Below are 22,812 nucleotides of genomic sequence, written 5' to 3'. Positions count from 1 at the left end.
CCGGCGCCCGCGTCGGCGCCGACGGCCGGCCGCGTCCGCTCGCCCGCGCCCGAGGGCTCCGGCACCGGCTCGGGCTCCCGCGGCGCCTCCTCGAGGATCACGTGCGCGTTCGTCCCGCTGACCCCGAACGCCGAGACGCCCGCCCGCCGCGGGCGGCCCGTGACGGGCCACGGCCGCGCCTCGGTCAGCAGCTCCACCTCGCCGGTGGCCCAGTCCACCATCGGCGTCGGGCGGTCCACGTTCAACGTGGGCGGGAGCAGGCCGTGCCGCATCGCCAGCACCATCTTGATGGCGCCGATGACGCCCGCCGCCGCGCCCGGGTGGCCGAAGTTGGACTTCACCGAGCCCAGCCACAGCGGCCGGTCCGCGGGCCGCCCCTGGCCGTACGTCCGCAGCAGGGCCTCCGCCTCGATCGGGTCGCCGAGGCGAGTGCCGGTGCCGTGCGCCTCGACGGCGTCCACCTCGGCGGGGGAGAGTAGGCCGCTGTTGAGCGCGGCGCGGATGACCCGCCGCTGGGACGGTCCGTTCGGGGCGGTCAGGCCGTTGGACGCGCCGTCCTGGTTGACCGCGGAGCCGCGCACCACCGCGAGCACCTGGTGACCGAGGCGCTGGGCGTCCGACAGCCTCTCGACCACCAGCGTGCCGACCGCGTCGCACCAGGCCGTCCCGTCGGCCGCCTCGGCGAACGCCTTGACCCGGCCGTCCGGCGCCAGGCCGCGCTGCCGGCTGAAGTCCACGAAGATCTGCGGCGTGGAGATCACCGACACGCCGCTGACGAGCGCCAGCGAGCACTCGTCCCGGCGCAGCGCCTGCGCGGCCAGGTGCAGCGCGACCAGCGAGGAGGAGCAGGCCGTGTCGACGGTGACGGCCGGACCGGTCAGCCCGAAGGCACTGGAGATCCGGGCGGCGAGCGCGTTGCCGCCGCCGGTCAGCCGGTGCGCCGCCACGTCCGCGGGTGGACCGGCGAGCAGCATCGTGTAGTCGTCCACGCTGCAGCCGGCGTAGACCGCGGTCGCGCTGCCGCGCAGCGCCGTCGGGTCGACGCCGGCCCGCTCCAGCGCCTCCCAGGTGCACTCCAGCAGCAGCCGCTGCTGCGGGTCCATGGCCAGTGCCTCCGCGTCGGAGACGCCGAAGAACGCCGCGTCGAAGCCGCCGACCCGCGGGATGAATCCGCCGAGGCGGACGTACGAGGTGCCGGGTCGGTCGGGGTCCGGGTCGTAGAGATCCGCCAGGTCCCAGCCCCGATCGTCGGGGAACTCGCCGATCGCGTCCTTCCCCGCCGCCACCAGCTCCCACAGGTCCTCGGGCGAGCGGACCCCGGCGGGCATCCGGCAGCTCATCGCGACGATCGCGATCGGCTCGCTCGCGCGCTCCTCGGCGGCCTTCGAACGGTGCCGGACCTCGCCGAGCTCGACCGCGACGCGCTTGAGATACGAGCGCAGTCTGTCCTCGTCGGACGACCTCGCAGTGGCCATCTGGTCCTCACCGCCCCAGTTCGTTGTCGATGAAGCTGAAGATGTCGTCGTCGGAGGCGGATTCGAGCCGGTCCCCGACCGGGGAGCTTGCCTCGCTGTTGGCCGGCTCGTCCGTCACCGACTCCAGCAGCCGCCGCAGCCGGGCCGCGACCAGACCGCGCGCCGCCGTGTCGTCGGCCAGGCGGCTGCCCGCCAGCACCTCCTGCAACCGGTCGAGCTCGCCGTCCAGCGATATCGCGGGCTGCTCGGGAAGCAGCTCGGTGCGCAGGAAGGCCCCGACGGCCGCCGGCGTCGGGTGGTTGAACACGAGGGTGGTCGGCAGCTTGAGGCCTGTCGCCACGCCCAGTCGATTACGCAAGGTAACGGCTGCCAGCGAGTCGAATCCGAGATCCCTCAGGGCCCGGTGGGCGTCCACCGCCTCGCCGTCGCTGTGCCCGAGGACTACGGCCGTCTCGGTGCGCACCAGGTCGATCAGCATGCGCTCCTGGTCGGCCGCGGACAGCCCGGTCAGCGTCCGCACCAGGTCCGGCCCGGCGCCCGGCGCCGCGGCGGACCCGTCCGGCCCGGACTCGGTCGCCGCCCGGACCGCCTCCGGCAGCTCACCGAGCAGCGGGCTGCTGCGCACGGCCGTGAAGGCGGTGGCGAACCGCCCCCAATCCACGTCGGCGAGCACCAGCGCGGTCTCGTCCCGGGCCAGCGCGTCGACCAGTGCACTGACCGCCGCCTCGGAGGGCAGCGGGGTCAGGCCCCGGCGGCGCAGCTGCGCGCGGCGCTCGGCCTCGGCCTCCTCGTCGTCCAGACCGGTGCCGGGATCGGCCCACGGCCCCCAGGCGACGGAGGTGGCCCGCAGGCCGCGGGCCCGCCGGTGCGCGGCGAGCGCGTCCACGTACGCGTTCGCCGCCGCGTACCCGCCCTGGGCGGCGCCGCCCCACACGCCGGCCACCGAGGAGAACAGCACGAAGCCCTCCAACGCGGTGTCGGCCAGCAACTCGTCGAGATGGGCGGCGCCGAGGGTCCTGGTGCGCAGCGAGCGCTCCAACCCAGCCGGATCGAGGTCTGCCAGCGCGGCGGCGTCGAGGTCGCCGGCGGCGTGGATGACGCTGGTCAGCGGGGCGTCCTCGGGCACCGAGGCGAGCAACGCGGCGAGCGCCCCGCGGTCGGCGACGTCGCAGACCGCGACCGTCACCCGGGTCCCGGCCGCGGCGAACTCGGCCTCCAGCGCCACCCGCTCGGCCGCGTCCAGGTCGGTGTCCGCGGTCAGCAGCAGGTGGTGGGCGCCCATGGCGGCGAGCCGCCGCGCCGTGTGCGCGCCCATGCCGCCGGTGCCACCGGTCACCAGGACCGTCCCGTCCGGCGCCCAGGACCGGCGTACCGGCACCGTGGCCAGCGGGGACCGCACGAGTCGGCGGGCGAGCAGCCCAGCGTCGCGGACGGCGAGTTGGTCCTCGTCGGCCGCGCCGGACAGCACGGCCGCCAGTCGGGCGAGGGCGCGCTCGTCGGGCGAGGCCGGAAGATCCACCAGGCCGCCCCACCGGTCCGGGTGCTCCACCGCCGCGGTCCTGCCCAGCGCCCACACCTGGGCCTGCACGGGAGCGGCGGGCGGGTCGGCGTCGTCGGTGGCGACCGCTCCCCGGGTCACGGTCCACAGCGGCGCCGACACCTGGGCGTCGGCCAGCGCCTGGATCAGCAGCAGCGTGCCCGCTACGCCCGCGGCGAGGGCCGGCCGGCCCGGCAGCGGCGTCTCGTCCAACGGCAGCAGGGACAGCACGCCGACCGGCGCCTCGGCGGCGGATCCGTCCAGCGCCGAGGCGAGCGCCGCCCGGCCGGGAGCGGTCCCGACGTCGAGCCGCGCCACCTGGGCGCCGTGCCGCTCCAGCAGGCCGGCGGATCGGCCGGCCAGCTCGGCCGCCTCCGGGTGGCCTTCCGGTACCACCAGCAGCCAGGTGCCGGCAAGGCGCACCGACGCCGGCTCGGTCACCGGCCGCCAGGCGACCTTGTACCGCCAGGCATCGGCGGCCGAGCGCGCCACCCGCCCCCGCCGCCACGTGGCCAGCGCGGGCAGCACCGCGCTCAGCGCGGCACCGTCGTCCAGCTCCAGCGTTGCCGCCAGCGTGGTCAGGTCGTCGTTCTCGACCGCCTCCCAGAACCCGGATTCCGCCGCGTCCTGCGCGGTCGCCGCCGTGGCCGCCGGCGCCTCCACCCAATACCGCTTGCGCTGGAAGGGATAGGTGGGCAGATCCACCCGGCGCGGGTGGGCGGGCGCCGGCCACGTCACGGGCAGGCCGTTGGTCCAGGCTTCGGCGAGGGCGGTGTTGAGGCGTTCGGGGCCGCCGTCGCCGCGGCGCAGGGTGCCCAGAGCGAGGACGTCGGCGCCGTGGGCCTCGGCGGTCTGTTCGATGGCCGCGGTGAGGACGGGGTGGGTGCTGATCTCGAGGTAGGTGTGGTGGCCCTGGTTGAGGAGGGTGTGGATGGTGGGGGCGAAGTTCACGGGGTTGCGGCAGTTGTCGTACCAGTAGTCGGCGGTGAGTTCGGTTCCGGCCAGGAGGGTGTCGGGCAGGGCGGTGGAGTAGTGGGGGATGGTGGCGGGCCGGGGCCGGACGAAGTCGAGGGCGTCGAGGATGCGCTGGCGCAGGGGCTCGACCCTGGGGCTGTGGGAGGCGACGGTGGAGGGGATGACGCGGGCGCGGACGTCCCGGGCGAGGAGGGTGTCGATCAGTGAGTCCAGGGCGTCGTCATCCCCGGCGACGGTCACGGCGGTGGGGGAGTTGACGCCGGCGATCCACAGCCGGCCGCGGTAGGTGTCCAGCAGGGGGGCGAGGTCGTCCGCGGACATCTGGATGGAGGCGACGGCGCCGTGTCCGGTCAGCTCGTCGGCGAACAGCTGGGAGCGGACGACGACGACGCGGGCGGCGTCGGGCAGGGTGAGGGCGCCGGCGACGTGGGCGGCGGCGATCTCACCCTGGGAATGGCCGATGACGGCGTCGGGGTGGATGCCGTGGTGCTGCCAGAGGCGCGCCAGGGCGACGTTGACCGTGAACAGCGCCGGTTGCAGGACCTCGATGCGGTCGAGTGACGGAGCGCCGGGTGCGCCCCGCAGTACGTCCTCCACTCGCCAGGGCACATGGCGTTCGACCTCGGCCGCGCACGCGCGCAGCGCCTCGGCGAACTCCGGCGTGGAATCGAGTAGTCCCACCGCCATCCCGGGCCACTGCGAACCCTGCCCGGGGAACACGAAGACGGTCCTGCCCCGCTCCCGGGCGATTCCGGTGACCGCGTTCGGCCCCGACTCGCCCCGCGCCAACACGTCCAGCCCTTCGCCGAGCACGACGGCCCGATGGGGCAGCGCCGTGCGGGTGGTGGCCAGCGCGTGCGCCACATCGGCACGCCGCAGCCCCGGGTTGAGCGAGAGGTGCGTGGCCAGCCGTCGGGCCTGATCGCGCAGCGCCGCGGGCTCGGCGGCCGACAGCGGCAGCGGCGCGGCGACCGGATCCGCATCGGACGGCTCCCGCGCGGGCACCGAGGCTTCGGCGTCGTCCGGCTCGCCCGGGGCCTGCTCCAGGATCACGTGCGCATTGGTGCCGCTGATCCCGAACGAGGAGACGCCCACCCGGCGCGGCCTTCCGGTCCGCGGCCACTCCCGCGTCTCGGTCAGCAGCTCCACGGAGCCCGCCTCCCAGTCCACGTGTGGGGACGGGTTCCCCGCGTGCAACGTCGGCGGCAGCGCCCCGCGCCGCAGCGCCTGCACCATCTTGATCACCGACGCGGCGCCGGCGGCGGCCTGGGTGTGCCCGATGTTCGACTTCACCGAACCCAGCCACAGCGGGTCTCCGCCCGCGCGCTCCCGCCCGTACGTGGCCTGCAACGCCTGGGCCTCGATCGGGTCGCCGAGCGGGGTGCCGGTGCCGTGTGCCTCCACCGCGTCGACATCCGCGGGGGCGAGCCGGGCGTCGGCCAGCGCGGCCCGGATCACCCGCTGCTGGGAGGGGCCGTTCGGCGCGGTCAGACCATTGGACGCCCCGTCCTGGTTGACCGCCGAGCCGCGGACCACGGCGAGCACCTGATGCCCGTTGCGTCGGGCGTCGGCCAGCCGTTCCACCAGGAGTATCCCCGCGCCCTCCGCCCAGCCGGTGCCGTCCGCCTCGGCCGAGAACGACCGCGAGCGGCCGGTCGGCGACAGCGCACGCTGTCGACTGAACTCGACGAAGGTGAACGGCGAAGCCAGCACGGTCACCCCGCCGGCCAGCGCCAGCGAGCACTCGCCCGACCGCAGCGCCCGCATCGCCAGGTGCAGTGCCACCAGCGACGAGGAGCAGGCGGTGTCCACCGACACGGCCGGACCCTCGAAGCCGAAGGTGTACGAGATGCGGCCGGAGCCGACGCTGCCGGTGTTGCCGGTGCCCAGGTACCCCTCCAGCTCGCCGGGCATCTCCGGTAGCCGGCTGACGTAGTCGTGGTACATGATCCCGGTGAACACGCCGGTGTCGGTGCCGCGTAGTGCTTTCGGGTCGATTCCGGCGCGTTCGAGCGCTTCCCAGGAGGTCTCGAGGAGCAGGCGTTGCTGTGGGTCCATCGCCAGTGCTTCGCGTGGCGAGATCCCGAAGAACTCCGCGTCGAACTCGGCCACGTCGTGGAGGAACCCGCCCTCACGGGTATACGAGGTGCCGGGCCGGTCCGGGTCGGGGTCGTACAGGTTCGTCAGGTCCCAGCCCCGGTCCGCCGGGAACTGGGTGATCGCGTCGCCGCCAGCCATGACGAGCTGCCACAGGTCCTCCGGCGAGCGCACCCCGCCGGGATAGCGGCAGGCCATCCCGATGATGGCGATCGGTTCGTCGGCGCCGCCGGCGGAGTCGGCCGCGGGTCGCCGGGTCGCGGCCTGAGCCGGCGAGGGCGGCTGCCCGGCTCCGAGTTCCTGCCCGGCCCCGAACTCCTGAAGAAGGTGGTCCGCCAGCGCGGTGGCCGACGGGTAGTCGAAGACCAGCGTCGCGGGTAGCCGCAGGCCGGTGGCCTTGCCGAGCCGGTTGCGCAGCTCGACGGCGGTCAGCGAGTCCAGCCCCAGGTCCTTCAGGCTGCTGCGCGCGTCCACGCTGCGCGGACCGTCGAGACCAAGGGCCGCGGCGATCTGCGTCCGGACGAGGTCCAGCAGCAGCGCGCGCCGCTCGTCAGCCGGCCGGCCGGCCAGGCCCCGGGCCAGGGTCGCGGGCGCGGCGCCGGTCGTCGCGGCGCGGCGGGCCCGCGGGCGCACCAGGGCCCGCAGGAGGTGGGGGAGCTCGTCACCGAGCCCGCGCAGCGTTCCCGTGTCGAGCGACACCGGCGCGACCACCGCGTCCTCGAGGGTGAGGGCGGTGTCGAAGAGGGTGAGGCCTTGGTGTGGGGGGAGGGGGGTCATGCCGGTGTTGGTGAGGCGGGTTTGGTTGGTGGTGGTGAGTTGGGCGGCCATGCCGGTGTCGGCCCAGGGGCCCCAGGCGAGGGAGGTGGCGGGTAGGGCGTGTGCGTGGCGGTGGGTGGCGAGGGCGTCGAGGAACGCGTTGCCGGCCGCGTAGCTCGCCTGCCCCGCCGTGCCGTAGGTGCCGGCGATGGACGAGAAGAGGACGAAGGCCTTGAGGTCGAGGTGGGCGGTGGCCTGGTGCAGGTGCCAGGCGGCGTCGACCTTGGGCCGCAGCACCGCGGACACCCGTTCCGGCGTCAGCATGCCGATGACCCCGTCATCCACGACTCCCGCCGCGTGCACGACGGCCTGCAGGGGGTGCATGGCCGGGACGGCGGCCAGCATTCGCTCCACGTCCGCGCGGTCGGCGGTGTCGCAGGCGGCGACGTCGACGTGGGCGCCGGCGGCGGTGAGCTCGGCGGTGAGCTCGGCGGCGCCGGGGGCGTGTGGGCCGCGGCGGCTGACCAGCAGCAGGCGACGGACCCCGCGTTCGGTGACCAGGTGGCGGGCGACGAGGGAACCCAGGGCGCCGGTGGCGCCGGAGAGCAGAACGGTGCCTTCGGGGTCCCAAACCGCGGGTGTCGCCGCGCCCGCCGCGGCGCGGCGCAGTCGGGGCGCCAGCAGTCGGCCGTCACGGACGGCGACCTGGGGTTCGCCAGCGGCGACGGCGGCGGCGAGGGCGGTGGCCCGGCGCTCGGGGTCGGCGGCGGTGGCCTCGTCGAGGTCAACCAGGGTGATGCGATCCGGGTTCTCGGTCTGGGCCGACCGCAGCAGGCCCCACACCGCGGCACCGGCCAGGTCCCGCACATCCTCCGCGGGATCGGCGGCGACCGCGCGGTGGGTGACGGCGACGAGCTGGGTGTCGGCGGTGCCCTCGTCGGCCAGCCACCGCTGGGCGGCGGCGAGGGCCCGATGGGTGAGCTCGTGCACTGACTCCGGCGTGGGCAGGCCGGGTGCGGCGGCGAACGGCACTGCGACCGAGGCGGCGCGGGCGGAGTCCGCCAGCACGTCGGCGATGTCGGCGTAGACGGGTACCGCCTCCGTGCCGGTCGCGGATACCGGTACCCAGCTCAGGGTGTACAGGGAATCGGCCGAGCCGGCCGCCGCGGCGGTGTCGATGTGGTTTTTGGTGGCGGGGCGGGTGGTGAGGGTGTGGATGGTGGTGAGGGGGGTTCCGGTGGGGTCGGTGAGGTGGATGGTGGCGGTGGTGGGGGTGGTGGGGGTGATGGTGGCGTGGGCGGTGGGGGTGGCGGTGGTGTGGGTTTGGGTGGTGGTGAAGGTGAAGGGGAGGTTGGGGGTGGTGGGGTTGGGGTTGGGGGTGTGGGTGGGGGTGGTGAGGGTGAGGGTGTGGAGGGCGGCGTCGAGGAGGCGGGGTGGATGGTGTAGCGGTGGGTGTCGGGGAGGGTGTCGGGGAGGGTGAGGGTGGCGTAGAGGGTGGTGTCGTCGTGCCAGGCGGCGGTGAGGTTTTGGAAGGTGGGGCCGTAGTCGAGGCCGTGGGTGGTGAGGGTGTTGTAGTGGTGGGTGAGGTCGATGGGGTGGGTGTGGGGTGGTGGCCAGGGGGTGGGGGCGGGGTCGGGGTTGGGTGTGGGTTGGTGGTTTTGGGGTGGGGGGATGGTGCCGGTGGCGTGGTGGGTCCAGGGGTGGTCGGGGGTGGTGTGGTGGGGCGGGTGTGGATGGTGAGGGTGCGGTGGCCGGTGGTGTCGGGGGGTGTGAGGGTGAGTTGGAGGTGGTGGGTGTCGGTGGGTGTGAGGGTGAGGGGGGTGTGGAGGGTGAGTTCGTCGACGGTGTTGGTGCCGGTGTGCAGGGCGGCGTGGAGGGCGAGTTCGAGCAGGCCGGTGCCGGGGAAGAGGGTGGTGCCGTGGATGGTGTGGTCGGCGAGCCAGGGCTGCGCCGCCAACGACACACTGCCGCTGAAGACGATGCCGCCCGAGTCGGCGAGCTCCACCACCTGGTCGAGCAGCGGATGCCCTGTCGCCGCTCCGGTGAGGTGAGCGTCGGTGGGCAGCCAGTAGTGCTTGTGCTGGAAGGGGTAGGTGGGTAGGTCGGTGGTGGGGGTCCCCTGGGGGTAGAGGGCGGGCCAGTGTGGGCTGGTGCCGGTGGTGTGCAGGGCGGCCACGGCACGCAGCAGGGCCGTGGACTCGGCCTGGTTGCGGCGCTGCGCGGGGACGAGATGGACCTCGGCCTCGGCCTGGTGGTCGTCGTGGTCGGTAAGGGTGCGGCTGGCGAGGGTGGTCAGGGAGTTGTCGGGGCCGAGTTCGAGGTAGCTGCGTGTGCCCTGGTCGTGCAGGGTGGTGATGGCGTGGGTGAAGCGGACGGCGTCGCGGGCGTGGCGTGTCCAGTACTCGGGTGTGGTGAGGTCCTCGTCGGTGGTGGTCGTGCCGGTGAGGGTGGAGACGATCGGGATGCGTGGGGCGTGGTAGGTCAGGCTGGTGAGGACCGTGCGGAACTCGTCGAGCATCGGGTCCATCAGCGGGGAGTGGAACGCGTGGCTCACCCGCAGCCGGCGGGTCTTCAATCCCTGGCTCTCCAACGCGCGGGCGGCGGCCTCGACGGCGGTGTGCTCGCCGGAGACGACCACGGAGTCCGGGGCGTTGACGGCGGCGATCGCCACCACGCCGCCGATCTCCGCCAGCACCGACGTGACCTGCGCTTCCGAGGCCTGGACCGAGGTCATGGCGCCGCCGTCGGGTAGGGAGTTCATCAGCCGACCCCGCGCGGCCACGAGCGCGGCCGCGTCCGGCAGTGACAGCACCTCCGCGGCGTATGCGGCGGTGATCTCGCCGACCGAGTGCCCGGCGAGGTGGTCCGGCTGGATCCCCCAGGCGGTGACCTGCCGGTACAGCGCGGACTCGAACGCGAACAGCGCCGCCTGCGTGAACACCGTCCGCCCCAACGCGTCGGCGAGCACGCCGCCGTCCGCCGCGAACATGATCTCGCGCAGCGACCCGACCCCCACGGCGGCGAGCTCGTCGCGCAGCAGCGGGTCGAGCACGGCGCAGGCCTCGTCGAGCGCCTCGCGGAACACCGGGAACGCCGCGTACAGGTCCCGACCCATCCCCGGACGCTGGCTGCCCTGCCCAGCGAACAGGAACGCCACTTCACCTGCCGGACCCGTGCTCTCGCCGGTGACGACCCGTGGATGTTCCCGCCCCTCGGCGAGGGCCGCCAGCCCCGCCAGCAGCTCCTCCCGGTCCGCCGCGAGCACCACGGCACGATGCGACATCACCGCCCGCGTCGTCGCCAACGCGAGCCCCACCCCCACCACACCCACCTCGGCACGCCCCCCGACGAACCGACCCAGCCGTCCCGCGACCGCCCGCAACGCCACCGCACTACACGCCGACACCGGCACCAGCACCCCGACACCCTCATCGGAAAGGGCAGCCTGCCGCGCCGGTCCGGTGGTCTCAGGGGCCTGCCGCGACGGTTCGACGAGCACGGCGTCGGCGGACGTCTCGGGGCTGGCGGCTTCTGGGGCCTGTTCGAGCACGACGTGCGCGTTGGTGCCGCTGATCCCGAACGACGACACCCCCGCCCGACGCACCCGCCCCACCGCCGGCCACGCCCGCGCCGCCGACAGCAACCGCACCCCACCCGCCTCCCAGTCCACCAACGGCGACGGATCACCCGCATGCAACGACGCCGGCAACACCCCATGCCGCAACGCCATCACCATCTTGATCACCCCACCCACCCCCGCCGCCGCCTGCGCATGCCCCACATTCGACTTCAACGACCCCAACCACACCGGCTCACCACCCGACCGCCCCCGCCCATACGTCGCCATCAATGCGTCGACCTCAATCGGATCGCCAAGTCGGGTTCCGGTTCCATGCCCCTCGACCGCGTCCACGTCCCCCGTGGCCAATCCCGCATCCGCCAACGCCGCCCGAATCACACGTTCCTGTGATGGGCCGTTCGGCGCCGTCAGACCATTCGACGCACCATCCTGATTCACCGCACTACCCCGCACCACCGCCAAAACCCGACGCCCCTCCCGCACCGCATCCGAAAGCCGCTGCAACACCAGAACCCCCGCACCCTCCGCCCACCCCGTACCATCCGCACCCGCCGCAAACGACCGACACCGACCATCCCCCGACAACCCACCCTGCCGAGAAAACTCCACAAACGTCCCCGGCGACGACATCACCGTCACCCCACCCGCCAACGCCACCCCACACTCACCCCGCCGCAACGCCCCCACCGCCACATGCAACGCCACCAACGACGACGAACACGCCGTATCCACCGTCACCGCCGCCCCCTCCAGACCAAACACATACGCCACCCGCCCCGACAAAACACTGCCGAGAGTCCCGGTCAGCCGGTGGCCGTCCACCCCCTCCACGGGCAGGTGCAGGTGCGGGCCGTAGTCGTGGTACATCAGCCCGGCATACACGCCGGTGCGCGACCCCCGCAGGGTGGTCGGGTCGATCCCGGCACGCTCGAACGCCTCCCAGCACACCTCCAACAAGACCCGCTGCTGCGGATCCATCGCCAACGCCTCACGCGGCGAAATCCCAAAGAACTCCGCATCGAAACCCCCAGCACCCCCCAGAAAACCACCCCGCCGCGTAACCGACGACCCAGGAACATCCCCACCCCCACCAAAAAGACGCCCCAAATCCCAACCACGATCCCCCGGAAACTCCGACGTCCCGTCACGCCCCTCGACGACCAGATCCCACAGATCCTCAGGAGACTCGACACCGCCCGGAAAACGGCAGGCCATACCCACGATCGCCACCGGCTCCCGGTCCCGGGCCGCCAGTTCCCGGTTGCGCTGCCGGAGCCGGGCCGTCTCCTTCAACGAATCCCGCAGCGCCGCGACCACCGTGTCGGCCGACGAGGTGCCCTTAGCCGTAGACGCCATTGATCCATCCGCCTTCCTTGACTCTTTCCGTGGACAGCTCTCATCGCGTCGACCGTTTCAGCGCTCGACGACGCCCGCCCGGGCGCCGGCCCCGGGCGGGCGGAGAAGCCGCAGGCCTCACGCGTATTCGTAGAAACCCCGGCCGGTCTTCCTGCCGAGCAGGCCGCCGTCGACCATGCGCAGCAGCAGCGGCGGCGGCGCGTACAGCGGCTCCTTGAACTCCGCGTACAGCGCATCGGCGATCGACACCGTGGTGTCCAGGCCGATCAGGTCCAGCAGGCGCAGCGGGCCCATCGGATGGGAGCAGCCCGCCACCATGCCGCGGTCGACGTCATCGGGCGTCGCGATGCCGGCCTCCACCATCCGGACGGCGGCCAGCAGGTACGGGAACAACAGGGCGTTGACCAGGAAACCGGCCCGGTCGGGCGAACGGATCGCGGTCTTGCCGAGAACCTCGGTAGCCAGGTACTCAGCGCGATCCACGGTGTGCTGGTCGGTGAGCACCGAGCCGACTACCTCGACCAGTGGCAGCACCGGCACCGGGTTGAAGAAGTGCAGGCCGACAACCCGGCCGGGATTCTGCGTGGCGCGGGCGAGCCGGACGATCGGCAGCGAGGAGGTGTTGGAGGCCAGGATCGCCTCCGGATCCGTCACGATCTTGTCGAGCAGGGCGAAGACCTGGAGCTTGGCGGACTCGTGCTCGGGGACCGCCTCGACGACCGCCTGGCGGTCCGCCAGGTCGTCCAGCGCGGTGGTGAAGGAGATCCGGTCCAGCGCGCCGTCCCGCTCCGCCGCGCTGATCTTCGTCTTGGCGACCGCGCGGTCCAGCGATCCGGTGATCCGGCGCAGGCCGCGCTCGCCGGAGTGCACGGAGGAGACGGCGACCCGCACGTCGAGCCCCGCCCTCGCGGCGATCTCGACCACGCCGGCGCCCATCTGCCCGCAGCCGACCACGCCGAGCCGGCGCAGGCGCCCCGCGGGCGTGGCCGCGTCCACTGCCAGGGTGTCCGTCATGCCGCGGCCCCCCGCCAGCTGAGCAGCGACGTGCCCACCGCCATGCCCCCGCCGAAACCGGCGAGCAGCACCAGTTCGCCGCGGCGCAGCCGCCCGGCGCGGTTGGCCTCGTCCAAGGTGACGGGGATGGAGGCGGAGCCCAGGTTGCCGTACCGCTCCACCGTGCGGTGGGTGGTGGCCCGCGTGAGCCCCGCGGCCTCGACGAGCTCGCGCATCATCACGCCGTTGGCCTGGTGCGGCACGAAGTGGTCGACCTCGCCCAGCCGCCGGCCGGCGCCCTCGACCAGCCGCTCCAGCGCCGAGGGCAGCCGCTGGTTGACGAACTCGCGCACGGCGCGGCCCTCCATGCGGAAGTAGTGGCCGCCCTCCGCGAGTGTCTCCGCCGAGGCGGGCGACCGGCTGCCGCCGGCTTCCACCCGGATGAGGTGGTGTGCGTCGCCGCTGGTGGACAGGTCGGTGCCGAGGAAGCCGTAGGGCTCGTCGACCTCGCCCACGACGGCCGCTCCGGCCCCGTCGGCGAACAGCGGCGCGGTGCGCCGGTCGGAGAAGTCCAGGATCCGGGAGTACACGTCGGCGGCGATCACCAATGCCCGGGACCCGGGGCGCAGCGCGATCAGCGCCCGGGCCAGCTCGAGGCCGTAGACGAAGCCGCTGCACACGGCGTTGACGTCGAAGCAGGCCGCGCCGTACGCGCCGATCGCGTGCTGGACCAGCGCGGAGGTCGGCGGCTGCGGGGAGTCTCCGGTGGAGGTCGAGACGATCAGGTAGTCGATCGCCGCGGCGGGCACCTCCGCGGCGTCCAGCGCTTCGGCGGCGGCCCGGGCGGCGAGGTCGGAGGCCGCCTCGTGCGGCGGAGCGTAGCGGCGGCTCCTGATCTCGGTCTTGCGCTCGATCCACTCCGCCGTGACGCCGCAGCGGGCCGCTACCTCCTCGTTGCTGACTTCTTCCTTGGGGACGTACGAGCCGGTCGAGATGATCCCGACCGCGTGTGTCGTCACCGTCGAGTCCGCCTTCCGTGATAGGGGGCCAACCCGCCGAGGCGGGGCGGGTGTGCCGGTCCCGCCGGCGCGGAGGGCGTTCGCCCGGTCCGCGCGGTCCCACGGCATCCCGTTGGCCGAAAAGCGAAAGGTCTCCCTGTGGATTTCCCGGCGCCGCGCCGCGCCGCGCACGAAGTGCCCCGTCACGCACATGCGGTCTTATGCGGAAGCCGGGCCGGCAGCGCTGCCGGAAATACCGGTCCTTCTCATGACCGCCACGTATTCCGCGTGGCGTTGGGTCACCCCTTCGCCACGCTATGTTTCGTTTCCGTCCCGGCCAACCCCAGGCTTGCCGCGCCCCCCCTAGCCGATTCGCCTGATATCGGGTGGCCGCGGTCGTGGCGGGTGCGACGAGCCGCTGCCGCGCGGGTCGACCGGCCACCAACCGCCCAGGTACGTGCGCCGCGAGCGGCTCGATAGGGGGGCCGGGGCCGGCCGGCGGCGGCGGGGGAGGAGTGGCTGGCGGGCGAGTGGCGTCCACGGCGCTTCGCGGACGAGGGCCGGGGCCTGCCGGCCCGGGCCCGCCGGCCCGCGCGGACACTTGCCTGCTCGCAGGACAACACCCCAGGTCGCGGGCCCGCGGTCGTGCCGGAGCGATCGACGGGGGCCGGGCCGGCAGGGCCAGGGGCTGGCTGGACGCTTGACACTTAACGGCGCATGGCACCTATACTTAGTGCGTAAGTTGAACGCCGTGTAACCTATGCGCGCAGTGCAGGCCCGCAGCAGACACCGGGCCGGTACGGGAAATGTCATGCCGTCGCAGTCGTTTCGAGGGGATTGACCGGGTCCATGACGGATACTTCTGGGCTGGCGCCGACGAAATTGGGGTGGCGGCTCGCGCTGTTGGGGTTCTCGCAGCTGATCATCGCGGTCGACTACAACATCGTCTACGTGGCGTTGCCGGATATCGGTGAGTCGCTGAACTTCTCGGCCCAGTCGCTGCAATGGGTCGTTTCCGCCTACGCGGTGGGCTATGGCGGGCTGCTGCTTTTCGGCGGCCGGCTGGTCGACCGGCTCGGCGCCCGGCGGGTATGGTTCGCGTCGCTGGTGATCTACGGGCTGTCCTCGCTCGTGGGTGGGCTCGCGAACACCCCGGGGCTGCTGATCGCGGCACGCGCGGTGCAGGGCGGCGGCGGGGCGTTGCTGTTCCCGGCGACGCTGACGTTGATCTTCATCGGGTTCCCGGAGGGCCGGGAGCGCAACCGCGCGATGTCGGTGTGGGGCGCGATCGGCGGCGGGGGCCTGGCGGCCGGAGCGCTGCTCGGTGGTCTGTTCACCGACTGGTGGGGCTGGTCGTCGGTGATGTTCGTCAACGTGCCGCTGACGGTGATCGCGATAGTGGCCGGCACGCGGCTGCTGCCGGCGGACGGGCCGGCACGCAAGGCGATCCGGGAGTTCGACGTTCCGGGCGCGCTGTTGGCGACCGCGGGCGCCTCGCTGATCGTGTTCGGCCTGGCGTCCGGCCCGTCGTCGGGCTGGACGTCCCTTCAGTCGCTCGGCGCCGAGGTGCTCGGCGGGCTGCTGCTGATCTCTTTCGTGGTGGTGGAGGCAGTGACTCCCTCGCCGCTGATGCCGCTGCGCCTGGTGCGTACCCGCACGCTGGCCGTCACGATGGCCGTCGCCTTCCTGTTCATGGTGGGACTGGCGACGGGGTACTACGTGCTGACGACGTACCTTCAGCCGGTCCTCGGCTACAGCCCGACGGAGGCCGGCCTCGCGTTCCTGCCGCTGTGCGCCGTCTCGATGGCGGCCGGGAAGCTCACCGCGCCTCTGCTGAACCGGTTCACCCTGCGCACGGTCTTCACCGGGACGCTGGTCGTGAACGGCGCGGGTGTCGCGATCACCGCGCTGGGGATGTCGGCGCACGGGTCGTACTGGGCGCTGCTGCCCGGGATCATCCTGTGGGGATTCGGCGGCGGCGTCGGGTTCACCGTGGTGTTCGGGGCGGCCGGGCTGGGTGTCTCCCCGCTTGAGCAGGGCGTGGCGACCTCCGCGGCCTCGACCTCGATGCAGATCGGCGGGGCGGTGGGGCTGGCGGCCCTGGTGGCCGTGGCCAACCACGGCATCGACTACGGCGGCGTGCCAGCGCCGAGCGCCGCGGAGATCGTGGACGGGTTGCAACTGGCAGGCGTGATCGCGGGCATCGTGGTCGCGGCCGCCTGCCTGATCACCTTCTTCTTCCTGAAGAACCCGGCCCCGCCCGTGGAGACCGAGCCCGTCGAGGCCCGGGCGGACGAGGTGGAGGGGGCCTCCGCGACCGCGTGAGCCCGGGCGGCCGGCGGCGCGGCCCGCCGCCGGCCGCCGCCGCGGTAGGACCACGTGGCCGGACGGGCCAGCGCCCCCTCAGTCAGCCCTGGTAGGACTCCGTCCGTTGCTCCGGGATGCCGAATCGTTCCCGCGAAGCCCTCAGACCACATGGCCGGTACGTTCCCAGGCGCCGGCCACGCCGATACGAGACCCGCCCGGGTCGGCTTGACCCGGGCGGGTCTCGTCGTTCCCTGCCTGTCAGTGGCCGCCGCCGGCGGCCGCGCTCGGGTCCGGGAGCTCGAGCCCCAGTGAGGCGATGAGGCCGAGCAGTTCCAGGTGGTAGAGCTTGGCGGGATCGGCGACCTGCGTACGCAGGTGACCGTAGATCTCCAGGGCGACCAGCCCATGCATCCGGCCCCACACCCGCAGCGTCAGCGCGAGCGCCGCCGGCGGCAGGCCGGGCTGCTCGGCGTTCAGCACGGCGATCAGGCCCGGTTGGAAGTCCTCCCAGACCAGGTCCCCGCCGGGGTGGGTGGCGGCGGCGTGCGACCAGGCGGCGGCGACCAGCTGGATCAGCAGCCGGCAGACCCGCAGCGCGGCCTCGGAGGCGGCGCTGGCCTCCGGCAGGTCGTGGCCCGGGACCGGGTCGCCGTAGACGAGCCGGAACTCCTCGGGATGCTCGATCGCCCACTGCCGGTAGGCGTGGCCGTGGGCGAGGACCCGCCGCGCGGTGTCCTGCTCGGGCAGCCGGCGGTGCGCGGCCTCGAGGGTGTCGGCGAGCGAGGTGTAGACGTCGCTGACCAGCGTGTTGATGAGCGCGTCACGGGTGTCGTAGTAGCTGTAGATGGCGCCCGCGGTCATGCCCATGTCCCGGGCGATGGCGCGGAGGGACACGGCCGCCGCGCCGCCGGCGGCCATCTGCTTGAGCGCGGTGACCTTGATCTCCGCGGCCGTCTCGGCGCGGAGCCGTTCCCGGCGGCTCAGTGTCGGCTGTGCCATGCAAGCCAGTTTACCGCGTGTGACCATCTCCGCCGACGGTCTTCAGGCCGTCCGCGGACCACGGACCGCGGCGGTGCGCACAAGTCGTCGGCGAACGCACATCCGCATTCCGTGAACGGACCCGGATTCTGGGTGGATCGCGGACCCCGACTTCCCGGGAAATCGATAGGGGGCCGGCGCCGCGCGATAAGGGTTGGAATGCCGAAATGCCCGCCATAATCTCGCGGTGGGCGCACGCATCCGCCCGTCCCGGCCCGCCGCCTCGTTTCCGAGGGGACGTCATGACCACGAGCCCTGAACTCACCACACCGACCGGATGCCCGGTCTCCACGCTGGCCGCCGCATTCGATCCGTTCGAATCCGCGTACCAGGCCCACCCGGGCAAGTCCATGGCAGCCGCCCGCAAGGCGGAGCCGGTCTTCTACAGTCCGGTGCTCGATTACTGGGTCGTCACCCGGTACGACGACATCAAGGAGATATTCAAGGACACCGACACCTTCTCCGCCTCCATCACCCTGGACCAGATCACCCCGTCCACCGACGAGACGATCGCGATCCTGGTCCAACACGGCTTCAATCCCGGGCTCGCACTGGTCAACGAGGACGGCCCGTCCCACCGGGAGCGCCGCATGGCGCATCAGGACCCGTTCAAGGGCAGGGAGGTGGAGGCCCTCGTCCCGCGCATCCGGGAGATCGTGAACGGGTACATCGACGCCTTCGTCAAGAAGGGTCGCGCGGACCTCATGGCCGACCTCTTCCAGGAGGCGCCGATCACCATCGCGCTGATCTTCATGGGGATCCCGGACGAGGACATCGCGGCCTGCCGCCAGTTCACCCTGGACCAGACCGTGTTCATGTACGGCCGGCCGTCCCCCGAGGAACAGAAGCAGGTGGCCTCCAACCTGGGCCGGTACTGGGAGTTCAGCGGCGGGCTGGTGGAGAAGATCAGGCAGGCCTCGGAGGGCCCCGGCTGGCTGCCGCATCTGATCCGCGAGAGCGAGCGCAAGCCCGGGCTGTTCGGCGACAACGAACTGCAGACAACGGCGCTGGCCGGCCTGGTCGCCGCGCATGAGACCACGACCAACGCCAGCGGCAACGCCATGCGCGCGCTGCTGGAGAACCCGCGGACCTGGGAACGCGTCTGCGCCGACCCGGAGCTGATTCCCAAGGCGGCCGAGGAGTCGCTGCGCTACGACGGTTCGGTGGCCGCCTGGCGCCGGCTGGCCGTGAAGGAGACCACGGTCGGCGGCGTGACGATACCGAAGGACGCCCGGGTGATGATGATCACCTCCTCCGCCAACCACGACGAGGCGGTCTTCGAGGACCCGGAACGCTTCGACATCGACCGGCCGAATCCGAACCGGCACATGACCTTCGGGTTCGGCGCGCACGCCTGCATGGGCGCCACGCTCGCTCGGCAGGAGATGCGGATCTTCATCGAGGAGCTGGCCCGCCGGCTACCGCATCTGCGCCTGGTCGGGGAGCAGCGGATCACGTATCTGCCGAACACCTCCTTCCGCGGCCCCCAGCACCTGCTCGTGGAGTGGGACCCGCAGCTCAACCCGGTGCCCGCCGACCGCCCCTGACGCCGTGGCCTCGCCACGTGGCGAGGCCACGTTCCCGATGTGGCCCGGTCATCTTGTGCCGCCGGCGGCGGGCCGACGTGGCGACGCCTTCTTTGCCGCATATCGACAACGGCGCTCCCGTCGTCCCGCCGCCAGACGGGTGCCGTCTTCGAAAAGGTCACCGCGATCCGGGAGGAAGAAAATTTGAGTGAAAATATGAGTAAGGTCCGAGGGAAGCCAGTACCATCGCTCACGGGGATGAGAATAATCGCCGCGCTCCTCGTCGCCGCCTTCCACATCGGCGCGCTGGCGCCGTTCTCGGACCCCTCCACCGCGCGCACCTACCATTCCATGTTCGGCCAGGGCGGATGGGCTGGCGTCACCTTCTTCTTCGTGCTCAGCGGATTCGTGCTGACCTGGGCCGCCCGTCCGACCGACACGGCAGTCGAGTTCTGGCGGCGGCGGGCGTTCAAGTTGTACCCGAACCACGTCGTCATCCTGGCCGCCGGGATCCTGCTGGTGCTCTATCTCGGAATCTTCCCGGGAGCTGGCGTCGCGATCGCCAACCTGTTCCTGGTGCACGTCTGGGACTGGCATTTCAAGACCTGGTGGGGCGTCAACCCCGTCTCCTGGTCGCTGTGCTGTGAGGTGTTCTTCTACGCATGTTTCCCGCTGATAATTGGGCTGGTGAACCGGGTGCGGCCGAGCCGGCTGTGGATAGGGGTGGCGGCGGTCACCGCGGCGATCGCCGCGGTGCCCTCGCTCGCCCAGGCGCTGATGCCCGACGAGGCGGTCAGCGCCGCGCTGCCGATCGGGGTCACCAAGCTGTGGTTCATCAACGGCTTCCCGCCGGTGCGCACTCTCGACTTCCTGCTTGGCATTTTCCTGGCCCGGATGGTCAAGGAGGGCCAGCTTTCCCGGCTGCCCCTGATGCCGGCCCTGGCGGTGGCGATCGGCGGGTACGTCCTGTCCACCCAGGTGCCCTATGAATACGGCCTCGCCGCGTGTACCGCGCTGCCGTTCGGCCTGCTGGTCGCGGCGGCGACCGAGGCCGACCTGCGGGGGCGGTTCTCGCCCTTCCGCAACGGACCCATGGTGTGGCTGGGCAAGATCTCCTATGCGTTCTACCTCTGGCACTACCTGGTGCTCATGTGGCTCGCCCACCTCTTCGCCGAGCACCAGCCACTGTCCACCGCCGGCAACCTCGGGTTCATCGCGCTCGCGCTGACCGTGGTCGTCCTGTTGTCGTGGGCGACGTACGGCTGGGTGGAGACGCCCATGATGCGCAGGTTCGCCGCGCCGCGTCGCCGTCCCGCGCCCGCTGCCCCGTCGCTGGACGTCCCGACGCAGCCGGGACCCGCCGCCCCGTCTCCTGACCTCCCGGCGCGGCCCGCGCCGCTGGCCGCCTGGGGGGAGGGACAGCAGCGCTGAGCGGGTAGGCGCCGACCACCCGGACATCCATGCTCCGCCGGACGGCGGGGGCACCGGCTGAGACACGCCGGTACCCCCGCCGTCTTTTGCGCTTCGGTGGATTGGCGGACCGCGGTGCGAGGCATCCGGCGCGAGGCGGTGTCGTCGGTCCCGCCTGGGCCGCCGGTCCCGCCTGGAACGGCACCGTCACCGACCGGGGCGGGCCCCGGCGACTGGGTCAAGGTCGAGCGGTTCCTCGTGGCGGTGCATCCCCGACGAGCGGCATCGCGGGCCCGGCGACTCTGCTCCGCGGCTTCGCAGCGTCCCGCGGCTCCACGTCCTCCCATGCCCACCATCCTAGCGCCTGTGCACTAGTTTTGTGGAGTGTTCTATCTATACATAGGACGAGTTTAGCTCGTTGTTCAGTACATGCACGCCGTGTAGCGTTCGTCGTCGGTGGCAGCCCGCCACCTTGCCCTACCCGCTCCGCAAAGGAAGGCGACTCCTGTGAGCATCCAGTCACCTGCGCGCCCCGCTGAGGCCTCTGGCCTGTTCCACCTCGGCGGTGATCTGCCCGTCCACCGTCTAGGACTGGGCACCATGCGACTGACCGGCCCTGGGATCTGGGGCGACCCGACCGATCCCGCCGAAGCGGTCCGCGTGGTGCGCCGCGCCCGCGAGCTCGGCGTCGACTTCATCGACACCGCCGCCGCCTACGGCCCTTTCGCCAGCGACAGGATCATCTACCGGGCGCTGCACCCTTACCCGGAGGACCTCGTCATCGCCTCCAAGGTCGGTCTCGCTCGGCCGGGGCCCGACCAGTGGCAGCCGGTGGGGCGTCCCGAGTTCCTGAGGGAGCAGGCGGAGAGCAGCCTGCGTCACCTCGGCGTGGACAGCGTGGGCCTGATGCAGTTGCACCGCATCGATCCGGAGGTCCCGCTGGAGGACCAGATCGGCGAGCTCGTACTCATGCAGCAGGAGGGCAAGATCCGTCACATCGGCCTGTCCGAGGTCGGGGTGGAGCAGATCGAGCAGGCCAGGCGGATCGCGCCGATCGTGTCGGTGCAGAACCTCTACAACCTGTCCGACCGTCATTACGAGGAAGTACTGCAATACTGCGAGCGTGAGGGCATCGCCTTCATCCCGTGGTTCCCGATCGCCAGCGGCGCCCTCGCGCAGCCCGACAGCCCGGCGCGGAAGGTCGCCGCGAACATCGACGCCACCGCCGCGCAGCTCTCCCTGGCCTGGCTGCTGCACCGCTCGCCGGTCGCGCTCCCGATTCCCGGTACGAGCACGGTCGCACACGTCGAGGAGAACACGCGCAGCGCCGAGATCAAGCTGACGGACGAGCAGTACCAGGCGCTCTCCGCCGCGGCCTGACCTCCGTGACCTGATTTCCGCCGCCGCGGTTCGGTGTCGGGTTCGCGGCCTCGACCGGTGGACTGGCGGGCCGATTCCGGGTCACACCTCATGCCGACCGACGAACGGAAAGCGGCCTCGGGCGGCCGCGCGGACCGCGCGGCCGCCCGAGGCCGTACGCAGAAGGTGGTACCAGGCGTTACAGGGCGGCGAGTTCGACGGCTTCCGCCATCGCCCGGTATCCGGCGTCGCTGAGGTGCAGTCCGTCGCCGGAGTCGTGGGCCGGGTCGAGCGCGTCGCCCAGTGCCAGGGCCAGGTCGACGACGGCGTCGTACGCTCCCGACTCGCGGATCCAGGTGTTGACCGCGGCGCGCTTGGCCTCGCTGCGCGACGTGGAGAAGGCCGAGCCCCGCATCGGCAGCAGCGTCGCCCCGACCGCTCGCAGGCCCGCGCCACGCGCCTGGCGAATCATCTCCAGATGCCCGTCGATGACCTGCTCCGCCGACACCTCGGTATAGGGCGCCAGGACCGGGAACGGCGAGTTCTGCTCGATCTCGCTGATCGCGACATCGTTGATCCCGGCGAGGATCACCACTGTGCCCACTCCAGGACGTTCCAGCACGTCGTGCTGGAAGCGGGCGGTGGCTCGGTCGCCGAGCCAGGCCGAGTCGACCGTCACCCGGTTGCCGCCGATGCCCTGGTTCAGCACGGGCCGCGGCCGTCCCGCCGCCACGAAGCGCTGGGCCAGCAGGTCGGGAAAGCGCTGGTCGGTATCGGGGGTGCTGCCGGTCCCATCGGTGAGCGAGTCGCCGAACACCACGATGCCGTCGGCGCTGCCGGCGGCCGCGGCGACCTCGATTCCGTCCAGGTAGTAAAAGGACTGCGAGGTCTCGGCGAAGGCCGTGCCCTCGGCGTCCGCGAGGTGGTCGCCCGCCGCCCGGTAGGTCGTGGCGAGCGCCTGGGCGTGGTAGGTCGCGGGACCGGAGGGCTCGGCCAGGTACAGCGAGACGGTCACCGACTCCAGCGCGTCGACGGGAGACCGCACCGCGTCGGTGACCAGGTCGGTACCCGCAGGAATGGTGAAGGCGGCCTTCCCGTCCGCGGTCAGCTCCCGAAGGGTGTCGGACTTGATCACGCTGCCACCCGCGGCGGACGCGATGGTGAGGCCCGCGACCCGGAGTGGCGCGGCGCCGTAACGGTTGGACAGTCGAACTCTCAGTGCGTTCGTGCCGACGCTCAATCGGACGGTCTGCCGGATCGTCTGGTCGGCGAAGCCCTCCTCGGACCAGTTCGGGACGAAGCCGGTGCCCGGCCGCTGCGGAGCGGTAGCCCAGGCTGCGGCCCAGCGGTGGTCCTGGTGGCTCATGCGGCGAACCCGGTGATCATGTCGGCGGCGGGATCGGGA

Annotated in this window: 11 protein-coding genes and 1 pseudogene; 4 read left to right on the top strand and 8 right to left on the bottom strand. The window is 72.4% G+C overall.

Features of this window, described 5'->3' with window-relative positions:
* The 6 genes and pseudogenes from FRCN3DRAFT_RS48840 to FRCN3DRAFT_RS0241020 form a co-directional block, all read right to left on the bottom strand.
* On the bottom strand, positions 1-1,475 hold a 1,475-nt coding region (locus tag FRCN3DRAFT_RS48840; protein ID WP_007507048.1), incomplete at its 3' end, for a type I polyketide synthase.
* A 7-nt stretch (positions 1,476-1,482) separates the two neighbouring features.
* Positions 1,483-7,908 carry a type I polyketide synthase gene (locus tag FRCN3DRAFT_RS56950; RefSeq protein WP_007507046.1) on the bottom strand — a complete coding sequence of 2,142 codons (6,426 nt, stop codon included), beginning with the start codon at positions 7,906-7,908 and terminating at the stop codon, positions 1,483-1,485.
* 62 nt (positions 7,909-7,970) lie between these two features.
* The gene (locus FRCN3DRAFT_RS58040; RefSeq protein WP_425343369.1) at positions 7,971-8,432 is read right to left on the bottom strand and encodes a polyketide synthase dehydratase domain-containing protein; all 462 of its coding nucleotides are present in this window, start codon (positions 8,430-8,432) and stop codon (positions 7,971-7,973) included.
* 143 nt (positions 8,433-8,575) lie between these two features.
* Positions 8,576-11,776, bottom strand: a pseudogene (locus FRCN3DRAFT_RS56945) (type I polyketide synthase); the annotation flags it as partial.
* A gap of 117 nt (positions 11,777-11,893) precedes the next feature.
* The gene (locus FRCN3DRAFT_RS0241025; RefSeq protein ID WP_007507042.1) at positions 11,894-12,790 is read right to left on the bottom strand and encodes a 3-hydroxybutyryl-CoA dehydrogenase; all 897 of its coding nucleotides are present in this window, start codon (positions 12,788-12,790) and stop codon (positions 11,894-11,896) included.
* Complete coding sequence (locus FRCN3DRAFT_RS0241020) at positions 12,787-13,788, bottom strand: 3-oxoacyl-ACP synthase III family protein (RefSeq protein WP_027141392.1); 1,002 nt, start codon at positions 13,786-13,788, stop codon at positions 12,787-12,789. Before FRCN3DRAFT_RS0241020 ends, FRCN3DRAFT_RS0241025 begins: the two co-directional genes overlap by 4 nt.
* An 828-nt stretch (positions 13,789-14,616) precedes the next feature.
* On the opposite strand from FRCN3DRAFT_RS0241020, the gene FRCN3DRAFT_RS0241015 reads away from it, so the two are divergent.
* Positions 14,617-16,092 (top strand): MFS transporter, encoded by a 1,476-nt coding sequence (locus FRCN3DRAFT_RS0241015; RefSeq protein ID WP_007507039.1) that lies wholly within the window; start codon positions 14,617-14,619, stop codon positions 16,090-16,092.
* 240 nt (positions 16,093-16,332) lie between these two features.
* Here the strand turns inward: FRCN3DRAFT_RS0241015 and FRCN3DRAFT_RS48820 are convergent, their stop codons facing one another.
* The gene (locus tag FRCN3DRAFT_RS48820; protein ID WP_007507037.1) at positions 16,333-17,073 is read right to left on the bottom strand and encodes a TetR/AcrR family transcriptional regulator; all 741 of its coding nucleotides are present in this window, start codon (positions 17,071-17,073) and stop codon (positions 16,333-16,335) included.
* A 281-nt stretch (positions 17,074-17,354) separates the two neighbouring features.
* On the opposite strand from FRCN3DRAFT_RS48820, the gene FRCN3DRAFT_RS0241005 reads away from it, so the two are divergent.
* From FRCN3DRAFT_RS0241005 to FRCN3DRAFT_RS0240995, 3 genes are all read left to right on the top strand, one after another.
* Complete coding sequence (locus tag FRCN3DRAFT_RS0241005; protein WP_007507035.1) at positions 17,355-18,659, top strand: cytochrome P450; 1,305 nt, start codon at positions 17,355-17,357, stop codon at positions 18,657-18,659.
* Between the two features lie 237 nt (positions 18,660-18,896).
* A complete protein-coding gene (locus tag FRCN3DRAFT_RS0241000; RefSeq protein WP_051467516.1) occupies positions 18,897-20,069 on the top strand; it encodes an acyltransferase family protein in 1,173 nt (390 codons plus the stop codon).
* A 486-nt stretch (positions 20,070-20,555) separates the two neighbouring features.
* Positions 20,556-21,428, top strand: a complete 873-nt coding sequence (locus tag FRCN3DRAFT_RS0240995; protein ID WP_027141391.1) for an aldo/keto reductase — start codon at positions 20,556-20,558, stop codon at positions 21,426-21,428.
* A 178-nt stretch (positions 21,429-21,606) separates the two neighbouring features.
* Here FRCN3DRAFT_RS0240995 and FRCN3DRAFT_RS0240990 read toward each other — a convergent pair whose 3' ends face one another.
* Entirely contained in the window at positions 21,607-22,773 is a 1,167-nt protein-coding gene (locus tag FRCN3DRAFT_RS0240990) for an SGNH/GDSL hydrolase family protein (RefSeq protein WP_007507031.1), read from the bottom strand.
* Between the last annotated feature and the right edge of the window lie 39 nt (positions 22,774-22,812).

Source organism: Pseudofrankia saprophytica (assembly GCF_000235425.2).
Lineage (GTDB): Bacteria > Actinomycetota > Actinomycetes > Frankiales > Frankiaceae > Pseudofrankia > Pseudofrankia saprophytica.
This window is presented reverse-complemented; position numbering and strand designations above follow the sequence as displayed.